14 protein-coding genes are annotated in these 14,189 nt (G+C 73.7%); 7 read left to right on the forward strand and 7 right to left on the reverse strand.

All coding sequences use genetic code 11. The features are described from left to right. Positions 1-21: 21 nt before the first annotated feature. Positions 22-909, forward strand: a complete 888-nt coding sequence (locus tag RH861_RS04320; protein WP_310519910.1) for a LysR family transcriptional regulator — start codon at positions 22-24, stop codon at positions 907-909. Positions 910-918: 9 nt separating this feature from the next. Here the strand turns inward: RH861_RS04320 and RH861_RS04325 are convergent, their stop codons facing one another. Beyond that, on the reverse strand, positions 919-1,593 hold the full coding sequence (locus RH861_RS04325; RefSeq protein ID WP_310519911.1) for a type 1 glutamine amidotransferase domain-containing protein: 675 nt from the start codon (positions 1,591-1,593) through the stop codon (positions 919-921). 190 nt (positions 1,594-1,783) lie between these two features. Between RH861_RS04325 and speB the strand changes: the two genes are divergently transcribed. Next, a complete protein-coding gene (gene speB, locus RH861_RS04330) occupies positions 1,784-2,740 on the forward strand; it encodes an agmatinase (protein WP_310519912.1) in 957 nt (318 codons plus the stop codon). Here the strand turns inward: speB and RH861_RS04335 are convergent. Genes RH861_RS04335 through RH861_RS04345 form a run of 3 tightly spaced genes read right to left on the reverse strand, consistent with a single transcriptional unit; the run spans position 2,724 to position 6,388 of the window. Further along, the gene (locus RH861_RS04335) at positions 2,724-4,439 is read right to left on the reverse strand and encodes a lipase family protein (protein WP_310519913.1); all 1,716 of its coding nucleotides are present in this window, start codon (positions 4,437-4,439) and stop codon (positions 2,724-2,726) included. The genes speB and RH861_RS04335 overlap by 17 nt on opposite strands. After that, positions 4,355-5,383 carry a bile acid:sodium symporter family protein gene (locus RH861_RS04340; RefSeq protein ID WP_310519914.1) on the reverse strand — a complete coding sequence of 343 codons (1,029 nt, stop codon included), beginning with the start codon at positions 5,381-5,383 and terminating at the stop codon, positions 4,355-4,357. Before RH861_RS04340 ends, RH861_RS04335 begins: the two co-directional genes overlap by 85 nt. Before the next feature lie 15 nt (positions 5,384-5,398). Continuing rightward, positions 5,399-6,388, reverse strand: coding sequence for an alpha/beta hydrolase (locus tag RH861_RS04345; protein WP_310519915.1), 990 nt, complete (start codon positions 6,386-6,388; stop codon positions 5,399-5,401). A gap of 208 nt (positions 6,389-6,596) precedes the next feature. Here RH861_RS04345 and RH861_RS04350 point away from each other — a divergent pair, with 208 nt between their 5' ends. From RH861_RS04350 to RH861_RS04370, 5 genes are all read left to right on the forward strand, one after another. Beyond that, positions 6,597-9,362 (forward strand): ATP-binding protein, encoded by a 2,766-nt coding sequence (locus tag RH861_RS04350; RefSeq protein ID WP_310520282.1) that lies wholly within the window; start codon positions 6,597-6,599, stop codon positions 9,360-9,362. Positions 9,363-9,467: 105 nt separating this feature from the next. After that, positions 9,468-10,520: a mechanosensitive ion channel family protein gene (locus RH861_RS04355; RefSeq protein ID WP_310519916.1), complete on the forward strand. Its 1,053-nt coding sequence runs from the start codon at positions 9,468-9,470 to the stop codon at positions 10,518-10,520. Beyond that, a complete protein-coding gene (locus RH861_RS04360) occupies positions 10,517-11,635 on the forward strand; it encodes a glycoside hydrolase family 5 protein (RefSeq protein WP_310519917.1) in 1,119 nt (372 codons plus the stop codon). Before RH861_RS04355 ends, RH861_RS04360 begins: the two co-directional genes overlap by 4 nt. Further along, entirely contained in the window at positions 11,625-12,119 is a 495-nt protein-coding gene (locus RH861_RS04365) for a YdeI/OmpD-associated family protein (protein WP_310519918.1), read from the forward strand. The genes RH861_RS04360 and RH861_RS04365 overlap by 11 nt, the downstream gene beginning before the upstream one ends. A 56-nt stretch (positions 12,120-12,175) precedes the next feature. Continuing rightward, positions 12,176-12,358: an antitoxin gene (locus tag RH861_RS04370; RefSeq protein ID WP_310519919.1), complete on the forward strand. Its 183-nt coding sequence runs from the start codon at positions 12,176-12,178 to the stop codon at positions 12,356-12,358. Positions 12,359-12,420: 62 nt separating this feature from the next. Here RH861_RS04370 and RH861_RS04375 read toward each other — a convergent pair whose 3' ends face one another. From RH861_RS04375 to RH861_RS04385, 3 genes are read right to left on the reverse strand one after another with little or no spacing between them, the layout of a single operon-like run. Next, positions 12,421-13,170: a TSUP family transporter gene (locus RH861_RS04375; protein WP_310519920.1), complete on the reverse strand. Its 750-nt coding sequence runs from the start codon at positions 13,168-13,170 to the stop codon at positions 12,421-12,423. Between the two features lie 27 nt (positions 13,171-13,197). After that, positions 13,198-13,902, reverse strand: a complete 705-nt coding sequence (locus tag RH861_RS04380) for a YdeI/OmpD-associated family protein (protein WP_310519921.1) — start codon at positions 13,900-13,902, stop codon at positions 13,198-13,200. Between the two features lie 38 nt (positions 13,903-13,940). Then, positions 13,941-14,123 (reverse strand): hypothetical protein, encoded by a 183-nt coding sequence (locus RH861_RS04385; protein WP_067946072.1) that lies wholly within the window; start codon positions 14,121-14,123, stop codon positions 13,941-13,943. Positions 14,124-14,189 lie beyond the last annotated feature (66 nt).

The raw sequence follows: 14,189 nt of genomic DNA on the forward strand, positions 1-14,189 counted from the left end.
GCCCGGTCGTAGGATCATGACATGCCGCCCACGAGGAGGACGTCGCTCGACGCGCTCGCCGCGTTCGTCGCCGTGGCCCGCGCGGGCTCGGTGACCGGCGGGGCCGACGAGCTGGGCCTCACCCAGTCGACGGTCTCGGCGCAGTTGCAGGCGCTCGAGCGCGAGCTGGGGTACCGCGTCTTCGATCGCACGTCGCGCGGCGTCACGCCGACGAGCCGCGGCCGGGCGCTGCTCGCCCGCATCGGCGGGGCGATGGACGCCGCGGTCGACGCGGTCGCGGAGGCGACGGGTGCCGGCGCGGCCGAGCACACGGTGTTCCTGGGCGGCCCGGCGGAGTTCCTCTCCACGGTCGTGCTGCCGCGGCTGCGCGAGTGGGCGGGCGCGGACCTGGACGTGCGGGTGCGGTTCGGCGAGACGCCCGAGCTCCTGACCGGCCTCGAGGCATCCGAGCTCGACCTCGTGGTGAGCACGACGCAGCCGCGCATGCGCGGGATCGAGTTCGCGCCGCTCGTGGACGAGCAGTTCGTGCTCGTCGTCGCGCCGGCGCTGCTCGACGCGTTCCGCCGCGACCCCGATTCGGTGCCCGTCGTGGCGTACGGCGACCAGCTGCCGATCATCCGCCGCTACTGGCGGTCGGTCTTCGGTCGGCGGCCCGCCGGACTCCGCGCGGTCGCGATCGTGCCCGACCTGCGGGTGCTCGCCGGCCTCGCGGCCGACGGCGTCGGGATGACCGTGCTGCCGACCTACTTGGCCGAGCCGTACCTGGCGGCGGGCCGGCTGGTCGATCCCGTCGACCCGGCCGACCCGCCGCTGAACACCGTGTACCTCGCCCGGCGCCGCTCGCGGCCCGGCGCGAACCCCGCGACGGATGCCGCGGCCGAGCGACTGCACGCGCTGCTGCGCGCCTGACCCGCCCGGTCAGGCCGACAGGAGCGCCACGACCTCGCGGCCGACGCGCGTCGCCGACTGGGGGTTCTGGCCGGTGACGAGCCGCCCGTCGACCACGACCTGCTCGGTGAAGTCCGGACCGGGCACGTGCGTCGCGCCCTTCGCCTCGAGGGCGTCGGCGAGGAGGAACGGCACCACGTCGGTGAGCTCGACCGCGGCCTCCTCGGCGTTCGTGAACACCGCCACGCGCTTGCCCGCCACGAGCGGCGTGCCGTCGGCGAGCGTGATGCCCACGAGCGCGGACGGGCCGTGGCACACCGCGGCGACGACGCCGCCCTGCTCGTACACGGCGCGGCCGACCGCGTTCACGGCCGGGTTGTCCGGGAAGTCCCACATGGTGCCGTGGCCGCCGACGAAGAGCACGGCGTCGTAGCGCGACGCGTCGACGTCGGCGAGCTTCGGGGTGTCGGCCAGCTGCGCGGCGATCGACGGGTCGGCGAAGAACGCGTTCTGCGCGGCATCCGTCTCGTCGCGGCCGACCTGCGGGGGCACGCCGCCCGCGATCGAGGCGAGGTCGACGCGGAAGCCGGCCGTCGCGAACTCCTCCCAGGGGTGGGCCGCCTCGCCGGCGTGGTACCCGGTCGGGCGGAGGCCGCCCAGGTCGTCGTGGCTCGTGAGCACCAGCAGCACTCGCTTCTCGGTCATCGGTGGATCTCCTCGGTTGCGTCGTTCTCGATGGACGACTCGACGGTACGGAGGCGGCGGCATCCGGAACCAACCGGTCGGGCGATGCCCGCCATCGGGATTCCGATCGCCCGGGCGGGGTATGGCACGATGCCGGGGGCGGCCCGCGATGCGGCGGACCGGCCATCCGATGACGCGAGGAGGCGACGCGGTGAACGAGGAACGCGAGATCATCGGCCAACGGGACGACCCGGCCGTGCCGAGGTACGCGGGCATCGCGACGTTCGCGCTGCTGCCCCGCCCGGACGAGGTGGAGCACGCCGACCTGGCGGTGCTCGGGATGCCGCTCGACTCGGGCACGAGCTTCCGGCCCGGCGCCCGGTTCGGTCCGGCGCACATCCGGGAGCACTCGCGCCAGCTGCACCCGTACCACCAGGTCCACGAGACGTACCCGTTCCGCGACCAGCAGGTCGTCGACGCGGGCGACGTCGCGGTCGGGCCGTACGACCTCGCGCAGGCGGTCGAGCGCATCCACGCCGAGGCGTCCCGGCTCGTGCGGCAGGGCACGAAGGTGCTCGCGCTCGGCGGCGACCACACGGTCGCGCTGCCGCTGCTCCGGGCGGCGGCCGCGGCGCACGGCCCGCTCGCCGTCATCCACTTCGATGCCCACCTCGACACGTGGGACGTGCTGCACGGCGCGAGCCTCTGGCACGGCTCGCCCTTCCGTCGCGCGGCCGAGGAGGGCCTGCTCGATCTCGAGCACTGCCAGCACGTGGGCATCCGCAGCGGCGTCTACGGGCCGGACGAGTTCGACGACGATCGGCGCGCGGGCTTCGAGCTCATCCGCAGCGACGAGTTCCAGCGGCGTCCCATGGAGGAGATCGCCGAGCAGGTCCGCCGGCGGGTCGGCTCCGGCCCGGTCTACGTGTCGATCGACATCGACGTGCTCGACCCGTCGCACGCGCCCGGCACGGGCACGCCCGAGGTCGCGGGCATCACCACGCGCGAACTGTTCGCCGTGCTCCGCGGTCTCGCGGGCCTGCCCATCGTCGGCGGCGACGTGGTCGAGGTCGCGCCGGCGTACGACCACGCCGGTATCACGGGCCTCGCCGCTGCGCACACCGCGTGGGAACTGCTGACGCTGATGGGCCTCAGCGCTCGGACGTGACGCAGCCCGGCTCGACCGGATCGCCGGCGAAACGCGCGGCGGTCCACTCGATCAGCTCGGGCACGAGCGGCGAGTCGGGCTCGACGAGGGGGACGTGGTCGCGGCCCTCGTACACGCGGTAGTCGACCTGCTGGCCGGCCGCGCAGAGGTCCTCGACGTACGCGTCCTGCGCGGGCCGCACCACGAGCTGGTCGGCCGCGCCCTGGCCGAGCAGCAGCGGGGCGCTGATCGTGGGCGGCGGCGTGTTCTCCTCGAGGCGCTCGCCGAACGGGCCGGTGGTCGGGTCGGCGGCCCTGATGTCCGGGTCGCGCGAGAGGCCCAGCACGTCGAGAACCGACACGAAGCTGCTCGGTTCGGCCAGGCAGCGTTCGGCCATCTGCCGCACGGTGACCTCGGCGCCCGGGCGCACGTACTCCCGGTACGTGACATCCGGGTAGATCCCGGTGTACGCGGCGATCACGAACGCCTCGAAGATCGACCCGCCGGTGACGTTCGGCAGGTTCTCGATGAGGCCGGTGAGGTTCGACGCGGGCGCGAGGGCCGCGACGCCCGCCAGGTCGAGCTCGGGCGCGTACGCGTCGGCCAGCGCGCCGGTCCAGAGCGCGGCGCCGCCGCCCTGCGAGTGGCCCCAGACGACGGTCTGCTCGCCGAGCTTCGCCTCCTCCAGCTCGGATGCCGCGCGCCGGGCGTCGAGCGCCGCGTGCGCGCTCGGCCGGCCGATGAGGTACGGGTGCGGTCCCGGCGTGCCGAGGCCGAGGTAGTCGGTCGCCACGAGCGCCCAGCCGTTGTCGAGGATGTCGGGCAGCAGGAACAGGGCGCCCGACTCGAAGGGCTCCTCCGCCAGCGACGGCGCGCACGGCTCGGCGAAGCCGGTGGTGCCGTGCGTCCAGTCGATCACGGGGAAGTCCTCGCCCTCGGCGGGCACCACGACGAGCCCGCTCGCGACCGCGGGGTCGCCCGCGTGATCGGTGGTCGTGTAGAGGATCCGCCAGCCGACCGCGTCGTCGGGCACGCCGCGCTCGAACGGTTCCGCGCGGACGAGCCGGCCCGGCTCGTCCGGCACGTCGCGGGGCGCGGCGTAGAACTCGTCGACGACGGGCGACCCGCCCCGCAGGGTCGCGCTGAGGGATGCCGCGCCGACGGCCAGGAGCACGGCGACCACGGCCGCGATGGTGCGCGCCCACCGCCGCACGCCCCTCGGCTCCGCGGCCGGCCGGCGCTCCGGTGCGGTGCCGCGGAGGGCGTGCCATGTGAGCAGCAGCCCCACGATGATCAGCCGCGCCCCGAAGACGACCGCGACCACGAGCAGGGTGATGTCCGGCCACAGCAGCGCCAGGAGACCGAACACGATGCCGGCGACGCCGAGCAGCGCCGCGGACGCCCGGGCATCCCACGTCGCGCCCCGCCGGAACGCCGCGAGCAGCGACAGTGCGCCGTTCACGAGGAGCGCGACGGCCACCACCGCGGCGACCGTCCTCACCGTGAGTCCCGGGAAGACGAGGACGAACACGCCGGCCGCGATCCACAGGATCGCCGTGACGAGCCGCCACCGCGGCATCCGTTCGCCATCGTCGGGTTCGCCGCCGCCCGCGAGCTCGAGGATGCCGCTCAGGATCAATCCGACGCCGATGAGGATCGCCAGCACGCCGAGCGACGTCGTCGGCCGCGTGAGGATGACGGCGCCGACGATGATCGACACCACGCCGATGACGGCGCGGACCCATCGCGGCAGGCGGGCGAACCACGTGTCGATCCTGGTGATGCGTGCTCCTCCGAGGTGGGCGCCGGTTCGCCGGTCTCCGCGGCGCGGCGGCGTTGCAGGCGGGTGTACAGCGTCACGGCGATGTTCGAGACGAGGGCGTAGATGATCGCGGTGCCCGCGAAGCTCTCGGCGGGGAAGATCGAGGCGGCCAGGCCGATCGCGAGGCCGGGGTTCCGGTTCGCGCACGCGATCGCGAGCACGACCGCATCGGTGCGGTCCGGACCGCCGAGCGCGTGCCCGACGGCGAGGCCCGCGGCCGTGAAGCCGAACATGACGAGCAGGGTCGCGAGCGACAGCGCGCTGAGCACGGCCGGGAGGACCAGCACGAGCAGGGCCAGCAGGGCGACGAGCATCACGCTGTTCGCGATGGCGACCATCCGGTTGCCGAACCGCTCGGCGACGCCCGGCCAGAGACGGCCGACCACGAAGCCCAGTGCCAGCGGCAGCAGCACCTGCACGAGCATCGCCCCGGCGATCGTGAACGGCGACAGGCCGAACGGGCGGTCCATGAGCCGGCCGATGAGGTCGGACAGCAGCGGGATCAGCACCGGGGACAGCAGCGCGACCGCGAAGGCCAGGCCGTAGGCGTACGTCGCGCGACCGCCCGAGCCGATCTCGGTCCGGGGAAGGAGCGCCGGGATCGGGGTCAGCGCGATCACCACGAGCGCCACCTCAGCGGCATGCGGGAAGTCGAGGTACACGTGCGCCGCGAGCGCGATGACCGGCATCACCACGAACATCGCCACGATCGAGAGGAACAGGACGCGGGGACGGCGCAGCACCGACAGCAGGTCGTCGGGCCGGGCCGAGAGCCCGTAGCCGAACACCGTCAACGCGACCGTGACCTGGATCGTCGTCGAGACGATCGACAGGATGTCCATGCGCGACCCCTCCCGCTAGCCCGTGACGCCCGAGCTCGCCGGCGATGCGGTGCGCACCACCGCGGGCAACCACCGGTCGAGCGACTCCCACACCGCCGCGCGCACCGGCGCCGACGACAGCGTCACGTCGTGCAGCGCGCCCTCGATGCGGCGGATCGAGACGTCCAACCCGAGGTCGGCGGCACGCCGGGCGACGCCGCCCACGTCGATCGCGGTGTCGGCGAACCGCATCTGCTCGGACCAGATCGGCTGCAGCATGCTGCGCGCGGAGAGCAGCACAAAGATGGGGATGCGGATGCCGAGGCCCTTGGCCACGGTCGCATGGCCACGCAGCACGGCGTTGAGCCATCCGCGATTCGTGCGGAACCCGTGCTCCGGCCGCCACTCCCGCTCGTAGGTCCACTCGCCGCCGAGCTCGGCGGAGACGGTGCGGCTGTAGAAGCCGAGGTCGACCTCGGGGAACGGCGCGTGCGGATGGACCGCGGCGCCGACCTGGACGACCGGCTCGAGCAGCGCGCGACCGACGGCCCGCGTCTGGAATTCCAGCCACGGCGCGTTCAGCACGAGCCCGTCCGCGACCTCCGGATGCCGCGAGGTCCAGAGGCTCAGCGTCAGGCCGCCGGTCGAGTGGCCCATGAGCACGAGCGGTTCGACGGCGCGCGTGCGGATCACCTCGATCGCCGCGTCGATCTCCTCGTCGTACGCGGACAGGTCGTCGACGTACCCCGGCGTCTGGTGCGGCCGGAGGCTGCGCCCGTACTTGCGCAGGTCGAGGGCGTGGAAGCGACCGCCGCGACGGACCCAGTATTCGGCGAGCTCCCGCTGGAAGAAGTAGTCCGACCAGCCGTGCACGTACAGCACGTCGAACCGCCCCGGACCGTCGATCACCTCGTCGCGCACCCGGCGGACGAGCGTCGCGATCACCGGACCCTCGGCGTCGGGGGCCAGCTCGAGCTCGAGCCGCTCGTACGGCGGCCCGAGCACGTCAGGTGTCCAGCGATGCACGGCGGACTCAGCTTCCGGAGCGGGTCGCCGCGACCAGCGGCAGCGTGTCGATCGGCATGGTTCCTCCCCGGTTCCCGACGGCCGATGTCTCACCGCCAACGGTAGGGAGCCGAGGGTGTCGGCGAATCCCGGGAATGCGTAGTCTTCTGCCCAAGGCCCGGATCGCATCGGCCGGGCCGCACGGACGAGGCTCCCGGGGGTGGTGCGCATGCTCGGCCGCGCCCGCGAGCGATCCGCCCTCGACGCGCTGGTGGCCCGCACCCGCGACGGTGCCGGCGGGGCGCTCGTCATCACGGGCGACCCCGGCATCGGCAAGACCGCCCTCCTCGACCACGGCGTCGCGGCGGCGTCGGGCTTCCGCATCGCGACCGCCACCGGCGTGCAGGCCGAGCGCGAGCTGCCGTTCGCCGGGCTGCAGCAGGTGCTGAGCGCGATCCCGGATGCCACCGACCGGCTCCCTGAACCACAGGCGCAGGCGATCCGCGTCGCGCTCGGGCACGCCGACCTGCCGGCGCCGCGGCCGTTCCTCCTCGGCATGGCCGTGCTCGGGCTCCTGACCGAGGCGGCGCGCGACCGCCCCGTGCTGTGCGCGGTCGACGACGTGCACTGGCTCGACGCGTCGAGCGTGCAGGTGCTGGGCTTCGTCGCCCGACGGCTCGAGCGGATGCCGGTGGCGGTGCTCTTCGCGAAGCGCGCGGGCCTCGACGTCGAGGGCGTCGACGGCATCCCGGCCCTCTTCGTCGGCGGACTCGACGAGGCCGACGCGAGGATGCTGCTGCGCTCCGTCGCCGGCGGCCCGCTCGACGAGGAGGTCGTCTCGCGGATCCTCGCCGAGTCGGGCGGCAACCCGCTCATGATCCGCGAGGGCACCAAGGCGAGCCTCCTGCACGGAGCTCCCCTGCCGCTCGGCTCGGACGGCGTCGCGGTGCCGATGGTCAACCGGCTGGAGCGCGCCTTCGCGTCGCGGATCGCCCGGCTCCCCGGGCACGCGGCGCGCGTGCTGCTCCTGGCGGCCGCGGACCCGACCGGCGATCCCCGGCTGATCGCCCGGGCCGCGACCGTCGTCGGCTGCTCGATCGACGACCTCGCGGAAGCGGAGGCGGTGGGGCTCGTGCGCGTCGGGCAGCGGCTGACGTTCGAGCATCCGCTCGTGCGTTCGGCGGCCTACGGGCGCGCCACCGCCGAGGAGCTGCGACACGCGCACGCGGCCCTCGCCGAGGCCACGGACCGGCAGCGCGACCCCGACCGCCGGGCCTGGCACCAGGCGCTCGGCACGTTCGGGCTGTCGGAGTCGGTCGCGTCCGCGCTCGAGCAGTCCGCCGGTCGTGCCGGTGCGCGCGGCGGCTTCCTCGCCGCGGCCGCGTTCTACGAGCGGGCCATGCACGTCGCCGAGTCGCCCGCGACCCGGCTGCGCTGCGCCGTCGCGGGCGCGACCGCGCTCGAGCTCGCCGGAGCCCAACAGCGCGCACTGCGCATGCTCCGGGAAGCACGGTGGGATGCCGAGGATCCCGCCGACCGGGCCCGTCTCGACGTGGTCCGGGGCCGGCTGCTCTTCACGCTCGAGCGGAGCGAACGACCCGTCGACCTGTTCCTCTCCGCGGCGGAGACCCTCGCCGCGCGGGACCCCGCCGCCGCGCGGGAGGCCTATCTCGACGCCCTCTCGGCGGCCACACTCGCGGCGTCCGGCGAGGACGGCCGCGACATCCGCTCGACCGCCGAGCGCACGCGCGACGCCCCGCCGGCCGCCGCCGATGGCGAGCGGACGATCGACCGTCTGCTCGAGGTGATGCGCGACCTCGCCGTCGCCGAGCCCACCGAGTCGCTGCCCGCGCTCGGTCGGCACCTGCGCGAGTTCTCGGATGCCGCGGAGGAACCCGGCCTCCGCGCACGCTGGCTCTGGATCGCGAGCCGCCTCGCCGCCATCGGGTGGGACGACCGCCGCTGGGCCGACTTCATCGACGAGGGCGTCGCCACCGCGCGGTCCGCGGGCGCCCTGACCGCGGTCGCCGCGACCATCACCACGGGCGTGTCCCTCGAGCTCTTCCGGGGGCGTGGCGCGCACGCGCGGGCGCTCGCCGACGAGGCGCTCGAGATCTGGGACTCGATCGCCATCCCGCGCGCCGCGTACGGCAGGGGCGCCATCGCCGCCTGGGAGGGCGAACCCGACGGCGTCGAGCTCCTCGACCGTGCGCTCGAGGACGGCCGACAGCGCGGCGAGGGCATGGTGCAACCCCTCGTGCACTGGGCGCGAGCGCTGCATGCCGTCGGCGGCATGCGATACGACGAGGCGCTGCCGCACGCGATCGCCGCGGCGCGGTACCCGCTCGTGATCGTGTACGCGACGTGGGGACTCGTCGAGGCCGTCGAAGCCGGCTCGCGCGGCGACGACCGCGCGGCGGCCGAGGACGCCCTGCGACGCCTGCGCGTGTCGACGGATGCCGCGGGCACGGACTGGGCGCGCGGCGTGTACGCCCGCTCGGCAGCCCTGCTGGCGGTCGAGCCCGAGGAGGCCGAGCGCCTCCACGTCGACGCGCTCGACCACCTCGCTCGCACTGGCCTCCTCGCGGAGCAGGCCCGTGCCCACCTGCTCTACGGGGAGTGGTTGCGCCGGCAGCGCCGTCGCGGCGACGCGCGGATGCACCTCGACCGCGCGCTCGCGGTGTTCACCGAGATGGGGGCCCGCGCGTTCGCCCGCCGCACGAGCGCCGAGATCGCCGCGCTCGGCAGCGCGTCGGCCTCCGCGACGGAGTCGGGGGAACTGTCGCAGCAGGAGATCGCGGTGGCCCGCCTCGCGAGCGAAGGCCTGTCGAACGCCGCGATCGCCACGCGCCTGCACCTCAGCCCGAGCACGGTCGACTACCACCTGCGCAAGGCGTTCCGGAAGCTCGGCATCTCCTCGCGCGCCCGACTGCACCTCGCGCTCGCCGAACGCGACGCCGACGCCGAGCACCGGGCGGCGGCATCCGACCGCTGACGACTACGCGATCGCGTGGTGCGCAGCGCGGCGCGGCGAACGTACCGTCGGAGCATCGTCACCCGACCAACGGGATCCGGGATCAGGAAGGCGAGGCCCCGCACGATGATCGACCTGGCCGAAGCGACGCTGACGGAAATTCTCGTCGCGGCCGCCGCCGCCCTCACGATCGCGTTCGCGCTCGGCGTCCTCGTGGTGCTCCTGCTCCGGCGGCTCGCGAGGCGCTGGAACGTCACCGTGCTCTCGGGCCGGCTCTGGCAATCGCCGGTCGTCGCGATCGTCATGCTCGCCGCGATCCAGCCGGTGGTGCAGGAACTCGACCGCCGCTGGGCGTCCGGGCTCGCGCAGGTACTGGTCATCGCGCAGATCTGCGCCGTGGCGTGGCTGGCGATCGTGCTCGTCCGCACCGCGGCGAAGGGCGCGCTCGCCAGGCATCCGGAGACCGGTCTGCGCGACGAACGGTCGCGTCACCTGCGCACCAAGATCGCGCTTCTCGAACGTGTGGCCATCGCCGTGATCGGCACGCTCGCCGTCGGCGCCATCCTCTGGACGTTCCCGTCGGTCCGCGCCGTCGGCGTGACGCTGCTGGCGTCGGCGGGCGTGCTGTCGATCGTCGCGGGACTCGCCGCGCAGACCATCCTCGCGAACGTGTTCGCCGGCATCCAGATCGCGTTCACCGACGGCATCCGCGTCGGCGACATCGTCGTGATCGACGGACGCCAGGGCCGCATCGAGGAGATCACGCTGACCTACGTCGTCGTCGAGGTCTGGAACGAGACGAGCCTGATCCTGCCGTGCACGTGGTTCATCACGACGCCGTTCGAGAACTGGTCGCACTCGGGTGACACGGCGATCGGCGAGGTGCAGCTGACGGCCGCATGGGAGGTGCCGGTCGGCGCGCTCCGCGACGAGCTGAGGCGCGCGGTCACGGCGAGCCCGTACTGGGACGGACGCGTTGCCGAGCTCCGCGTGGGCGACACCTCGCCCGACGGGGTGGTGCTCCTCGCCCAGTTCAGCGCCGCCGGCGACACCGTCGAACTGCTCCGGTTCGAGGTGCGCGAGGCGCTCACTGGCTTCCTCGCCGCCCACCATCGCGACGCCCTGCCGCGCGTGCGGCAGGAGCGCATCGAGACATCCGCGCAGAAGGGATCGACATGACCGAGCTGACCGGCGTGAACCTCGGCAACTGGCTCGTCCTCGAGAAGTGGATGGCGCCCGAGCTGTTCGCGGGCACCGACGCCGAGGACGAGTGGCACCTCACCCACGCCCTCGACGACACCGCGCGGCGCGAGCGGTTCACGGTGCATCGCGACACGTGGATCACCGGCCGCGACTTCGCCTACCTCGCCGGCCGCGGCGTGCGGCTCGTGCGACTGCCCGTGCCGTACTTCGTCTTCGGCGACGTGCCGCCCTTCGTCGGCTGCATCGAGTACGTCGACCGCGCCTTCGACTGGGCCGAGCGGTACGGCATCCAGGTACTCCTCGACCTGCACACCGTGCCCGAGAGCCAGAACGGGTTCGACAACGGCGGGATCTGCGGGGTGTGCCGTTTCCACCAGCATCCCGAGCACGTCGAGTTCGCGCTCACCGTGCTCGAGCGACTCGCCGCACGCTACGGCGACCGGCCGGGGCTGTGGGGCATCGAGGTGCTGAACGAGCCGATCTCGCCCGAACTGTGGGCGCTGCTCGACGTGCCGAAGCGGTATCCGGCCGTCGACCCCGAGCGCGCCGCCGGATCGGAGGGCGTGCCGACCGCGTTCCTCCAGTCGTTCTACCGCGACGCGTACCGGCGCATCCGGGCGGCGGCGCCCGGCGCTCGGGTCGTCTTCCACGACGGGTTCCGCATGCGCGAGTGGCTCGACTGGTTCGACGGCGAGGGGTTCGAGAACTTCGCGGTCGACACCCACATGTACGTGATGATGGCCGGCCAGCGCGACCTCGACGGGTACCTCGAGTACATCGCGACCACCTTCGGCGACACCCTCGCCGAGGCGACCCGCCGGTTCCCCGTGATCGTGGGGGAGTGGTGCCTCGACACGAAGCAGGCGGCGCTTGCCGAGATGGGCGACGACGAGCGGCGACCGTACAACCGCACCATCGCCGAGGCGCACCTCGCCGCGTTCGAGCCCGCGACCGCATGGACGTACTGGAGCTGGCGGATGCACGTCGACACGCCCGAGCTCGACGTGTGGGACTTCCTCCGCGCCACCGAGGCGGGCTACTTCCCGCGCCGCCTCGAGGGCGCGTCCGGCGAGGCGTCGGATGCCGCCTGACGAGACGGCGTTCGTCGCGCCGGTGGAGCCGGTGGCCTGGGGGCGAAGCACCTACACCGTCATCCGCATCCCCGAGGAACTCGCCGACGCCGCGCGCGACGCGGGGACGCGTCGCCTCGAGGGGACGATCGACGGCGTGCCCGTGAACCTCGCGGTGACCCGGGCGCCCGTCGTCGACGGCCCGTTCGTGTGGGCCGGGCGCTCGCTGCTGCGCCGCCTGGGCGCCGAGGCCGGGGCGCCCGTCGAGTGCCGGCTGCGGCCGGCACATGACGACGACGTGCCGGTGCCGGCGGATGTCGCGGCGGAGCTCGCCGCTCGGGGCGTGCTCCAACGGTGGGAGGGGCTGCCGCCCGCGGACCGACGGCGGCGGCTGTACCCGATCGAGTCGGCCGCCCGGCCGGAGACCCGAGTCCGACGCATCCGGGCGCTGGTCGAGGAGCTCGACGGTGGGTCGACTCCGGCGGCACCCCGCGTCAACCCCTGACGCCGCGGCGGCGGCCGTGCCTAGGTTTGGCGGCACGGCAATGAGAGGGGGCCATCATGGCTGACTTCGGAAACCTCGGTGACAAGGCGAAGGACTTCGCCGACAGCGAGAAGGGCGAGGACCTCACCGATCAGGGCCTCGACCGCGCGGACGACGCGGCCGACACGGTCTCGGGCGGGAAGTTCGACGAGCAGACCGACGCCGCTCGCGACGCGGGCGACCGCAGGTTCGGGCAGTAGCGCGGTTCACGGCGCCGCTGGGGATCTCGTCCCCGGCGGCGCCGCTTTGCGTCCGGGCGCGGTCACACCACGAGCAGGTACACGCCCGAGGCGAATGTGAGCACGAGCACGATCCGCTCGAACCACGTCGCCGAGATCCGGCGGGCGATTCGCCATCCGACCAGCGCGCCCACGACCAGGGCCGGCACGAGCACGAGGTTGAGCAGCAGCGACTCCGTCGTCATGAGGCCGAGCCCGACCGAGAACGGCACCTTGAACGCGTTCACGACGAGGAAGAACCACGCCGCGGTGCCGAGCACGGCCTGCACCGGCAGCCGGGAGGCCACGAAATAGAGCGACATGACCGGTCCGGCGGCGTTCGCGATCATCGTGGTGAAGCCGCCGAGGGGTCCGAAGACGTGACCCCACCCTCGTGCGATCGGGCGGGCCTCGGATCCGGACCGCCGCTGTCGTCCGATGAGCCCGAGGCGGAGCACCACCAGCAGCACGAGAATGGCGCCGATGATGCGACGGACCGCGGTGTCGTCGGCGTACCACAGCACGACCACGCCGAGCAGCACGCCGACGACGACGGAGGGGACGAGCTGTCGGAGGACGCCCCAGTCGGCGTGGGCGTGGTACATCCGCACCGCGATGAGGTCGCCGACGAGCAGCAGGCCGAGCACGGCGCCGGTCGACGCCCTGGCCGGCAGCACGGCCGCGAACAGCGCCGTGGGGATCGGCCCGAACGCCGGGATGCCGCTCTTCGAGAGCCCGACCGCGCACGCGGCGATCGCGAGGACGAGCCACTCGAGCGCGGTGAATTCGGGCACGCAGCCCACCTTCGCACGTCGGGTCGGTCAGTCCCGGTCGGATGACGCGGGCGGGTCGCCGTCGACCGCTTCGGCCTGCGCCGCCTCGGCCGCTCGCACCGCCCACTTCGGGGTCTCGCCGAAGCGGAACGGCGGCGCGAGTCGACCGGCAGCACTGTCGTCGATGAGCTGGGCGAGGCGGCGTTCGCGGGTCGCCTCCTGCTTGGCGGTCAGCACCCAGTGCACGGCCTGGCGCCGGTAGGTCGGGGTCGCGGCCTCCCAGAAGGCGGATGCCGCGGCGTCCGCTTCGAGCCGTGAGGCGTACTCGGGCGGAAGGGCCTGCTCGGGGTTCTCGTGGGAGTACACGGCGGACCGGTCGTCGCGGCGACGCTCGAACGCCGCGATGCCGGCCGGTCGCATGCGGCCCTCGGCCGTCAGCTGCTCGACGAGCGCGATGTTCACGGCCGACCAGATGCTCGACGGCTTGCGCGGAGTCCAGCGCTGGCGGCGGGCGTCGTCGTCGATGCGCTGGGAGACGGAGTCGATCCACCCGAAGCACAGCGCCTCGGGCACCGCCTGCTCCCAGGTCAGGCCGCGGTCGGGCACGTGCTTCTTGTAGAGCCCCATCCAGAGCTCGGTCTCGGTCTCGTGGTTCGCCTCGAGCCAGGCGCGGAATTCCTCCGGCCCGGAGAAGAACAGCGCCGGGCGCTCGGGCGTGCCGCCCGGCGTGCCGATCGTCGCGTTCCCGCCCATGGGGCGAGTCTGCCACCCGCCACCGACGGGCGTGGGGGTCAGGGCAGCTCGAGCGCCGTTCCGCCGAGCGCGACCGCGGCGAAGCTCAGGATGGCGCCGGTGCCGATGACGACGAGGGCGATGCCGAGCATGAGCGCGGCGCCGAAGAGGGAGACCTTCGACTCGTGGCCCCGCGGCTGCTGGTCCTGCCGTTCGGGGGAGCTCGGGCGGTACAGCGTCATCGCGTGGTCCTTCGGTCGAGAGGCGGCTGGGCTGGAGTTCCGATTCTCGCAGGTTGCCGAGGCCGC

It is taken from the genome of Agromyces indicus, from assembly GCF_031432295.1.
Taxonomy (GTDB): Bacteria; Actinomycetota; Actinomycetes; order Actinomycetales; family Microbacteriaceae; genus Agromyces; species Agromyces indicus.

Coding starts and splice junctions, on each gene's coding strand:
- RH861_RS04360 (WP_310519917.1), top strand. CDS start 10,517: ATGACCGAGCTGACCGGCGTGAACCTCGGCAACTGGCTCGTCCTCGAG.
- RH861_RS04325 (WP_310519911.1), bottom strand. CDS start 1,593: ATGACCGAGAAGCGAGTGCTGCTGGTGCTCACGAGCCACGACGACCTG.
- RH861_RS04320 (WP_310519910.1), top strand. CDS start 22: ATGCCGCCCACGAGGAGGACGTCGCTCGACGCGCTCGCCGCGTTCGTC.
- RH861_RS04350 (WP_310520282.1), top strand. CDS start 6,597: ATGCTCGGCCGCGCCCGCGAGCGATCCGCCCTCGACGCGCTGGTGGCC.
- RH861_RS04340 (WP_310519914.1), bottom strand. CDS start 5,383: ATGGACATCCTGTCGATCGTCTCGACGACGATCCAGGTCACGGTCGCG.
- RH861_RS04380 (WP_310519921.1), bottom strand. CDS start 13,902: ATGGGCGGGAACGCGACGATCGGCACGCCGGGCGGCACGCCCGAGCGC.
- RH861_RS04355 (WP_310519916.1), top strand. CDS start 9,468: ATGATCGACCTGGCCGAAGCGACGCTGACGGAAATTCTCGTCGCGGCC.
- RH861_RS04385 (WP_067946072.1), bottom strand. CDS start 14,123: ATGACGCTGTACCGCCCGAGCTCCCCCGAACGGCAGGACCAGCAGCCG.
- RH861_RS04365 (WP_310519918.1), top strand. CDS start 11,625: ATGCCGCCTGACGAGACGGCGTTCGTCGCGCCGGTGGAGCCGGTGGCC.
- RH861_RS04370 (WP_310519919.1), top strand. CDS start 12,176: ATGGCTGACTTCGGAAACCTCGGTGACAAGGCGAAGGACTTCGCCGAC.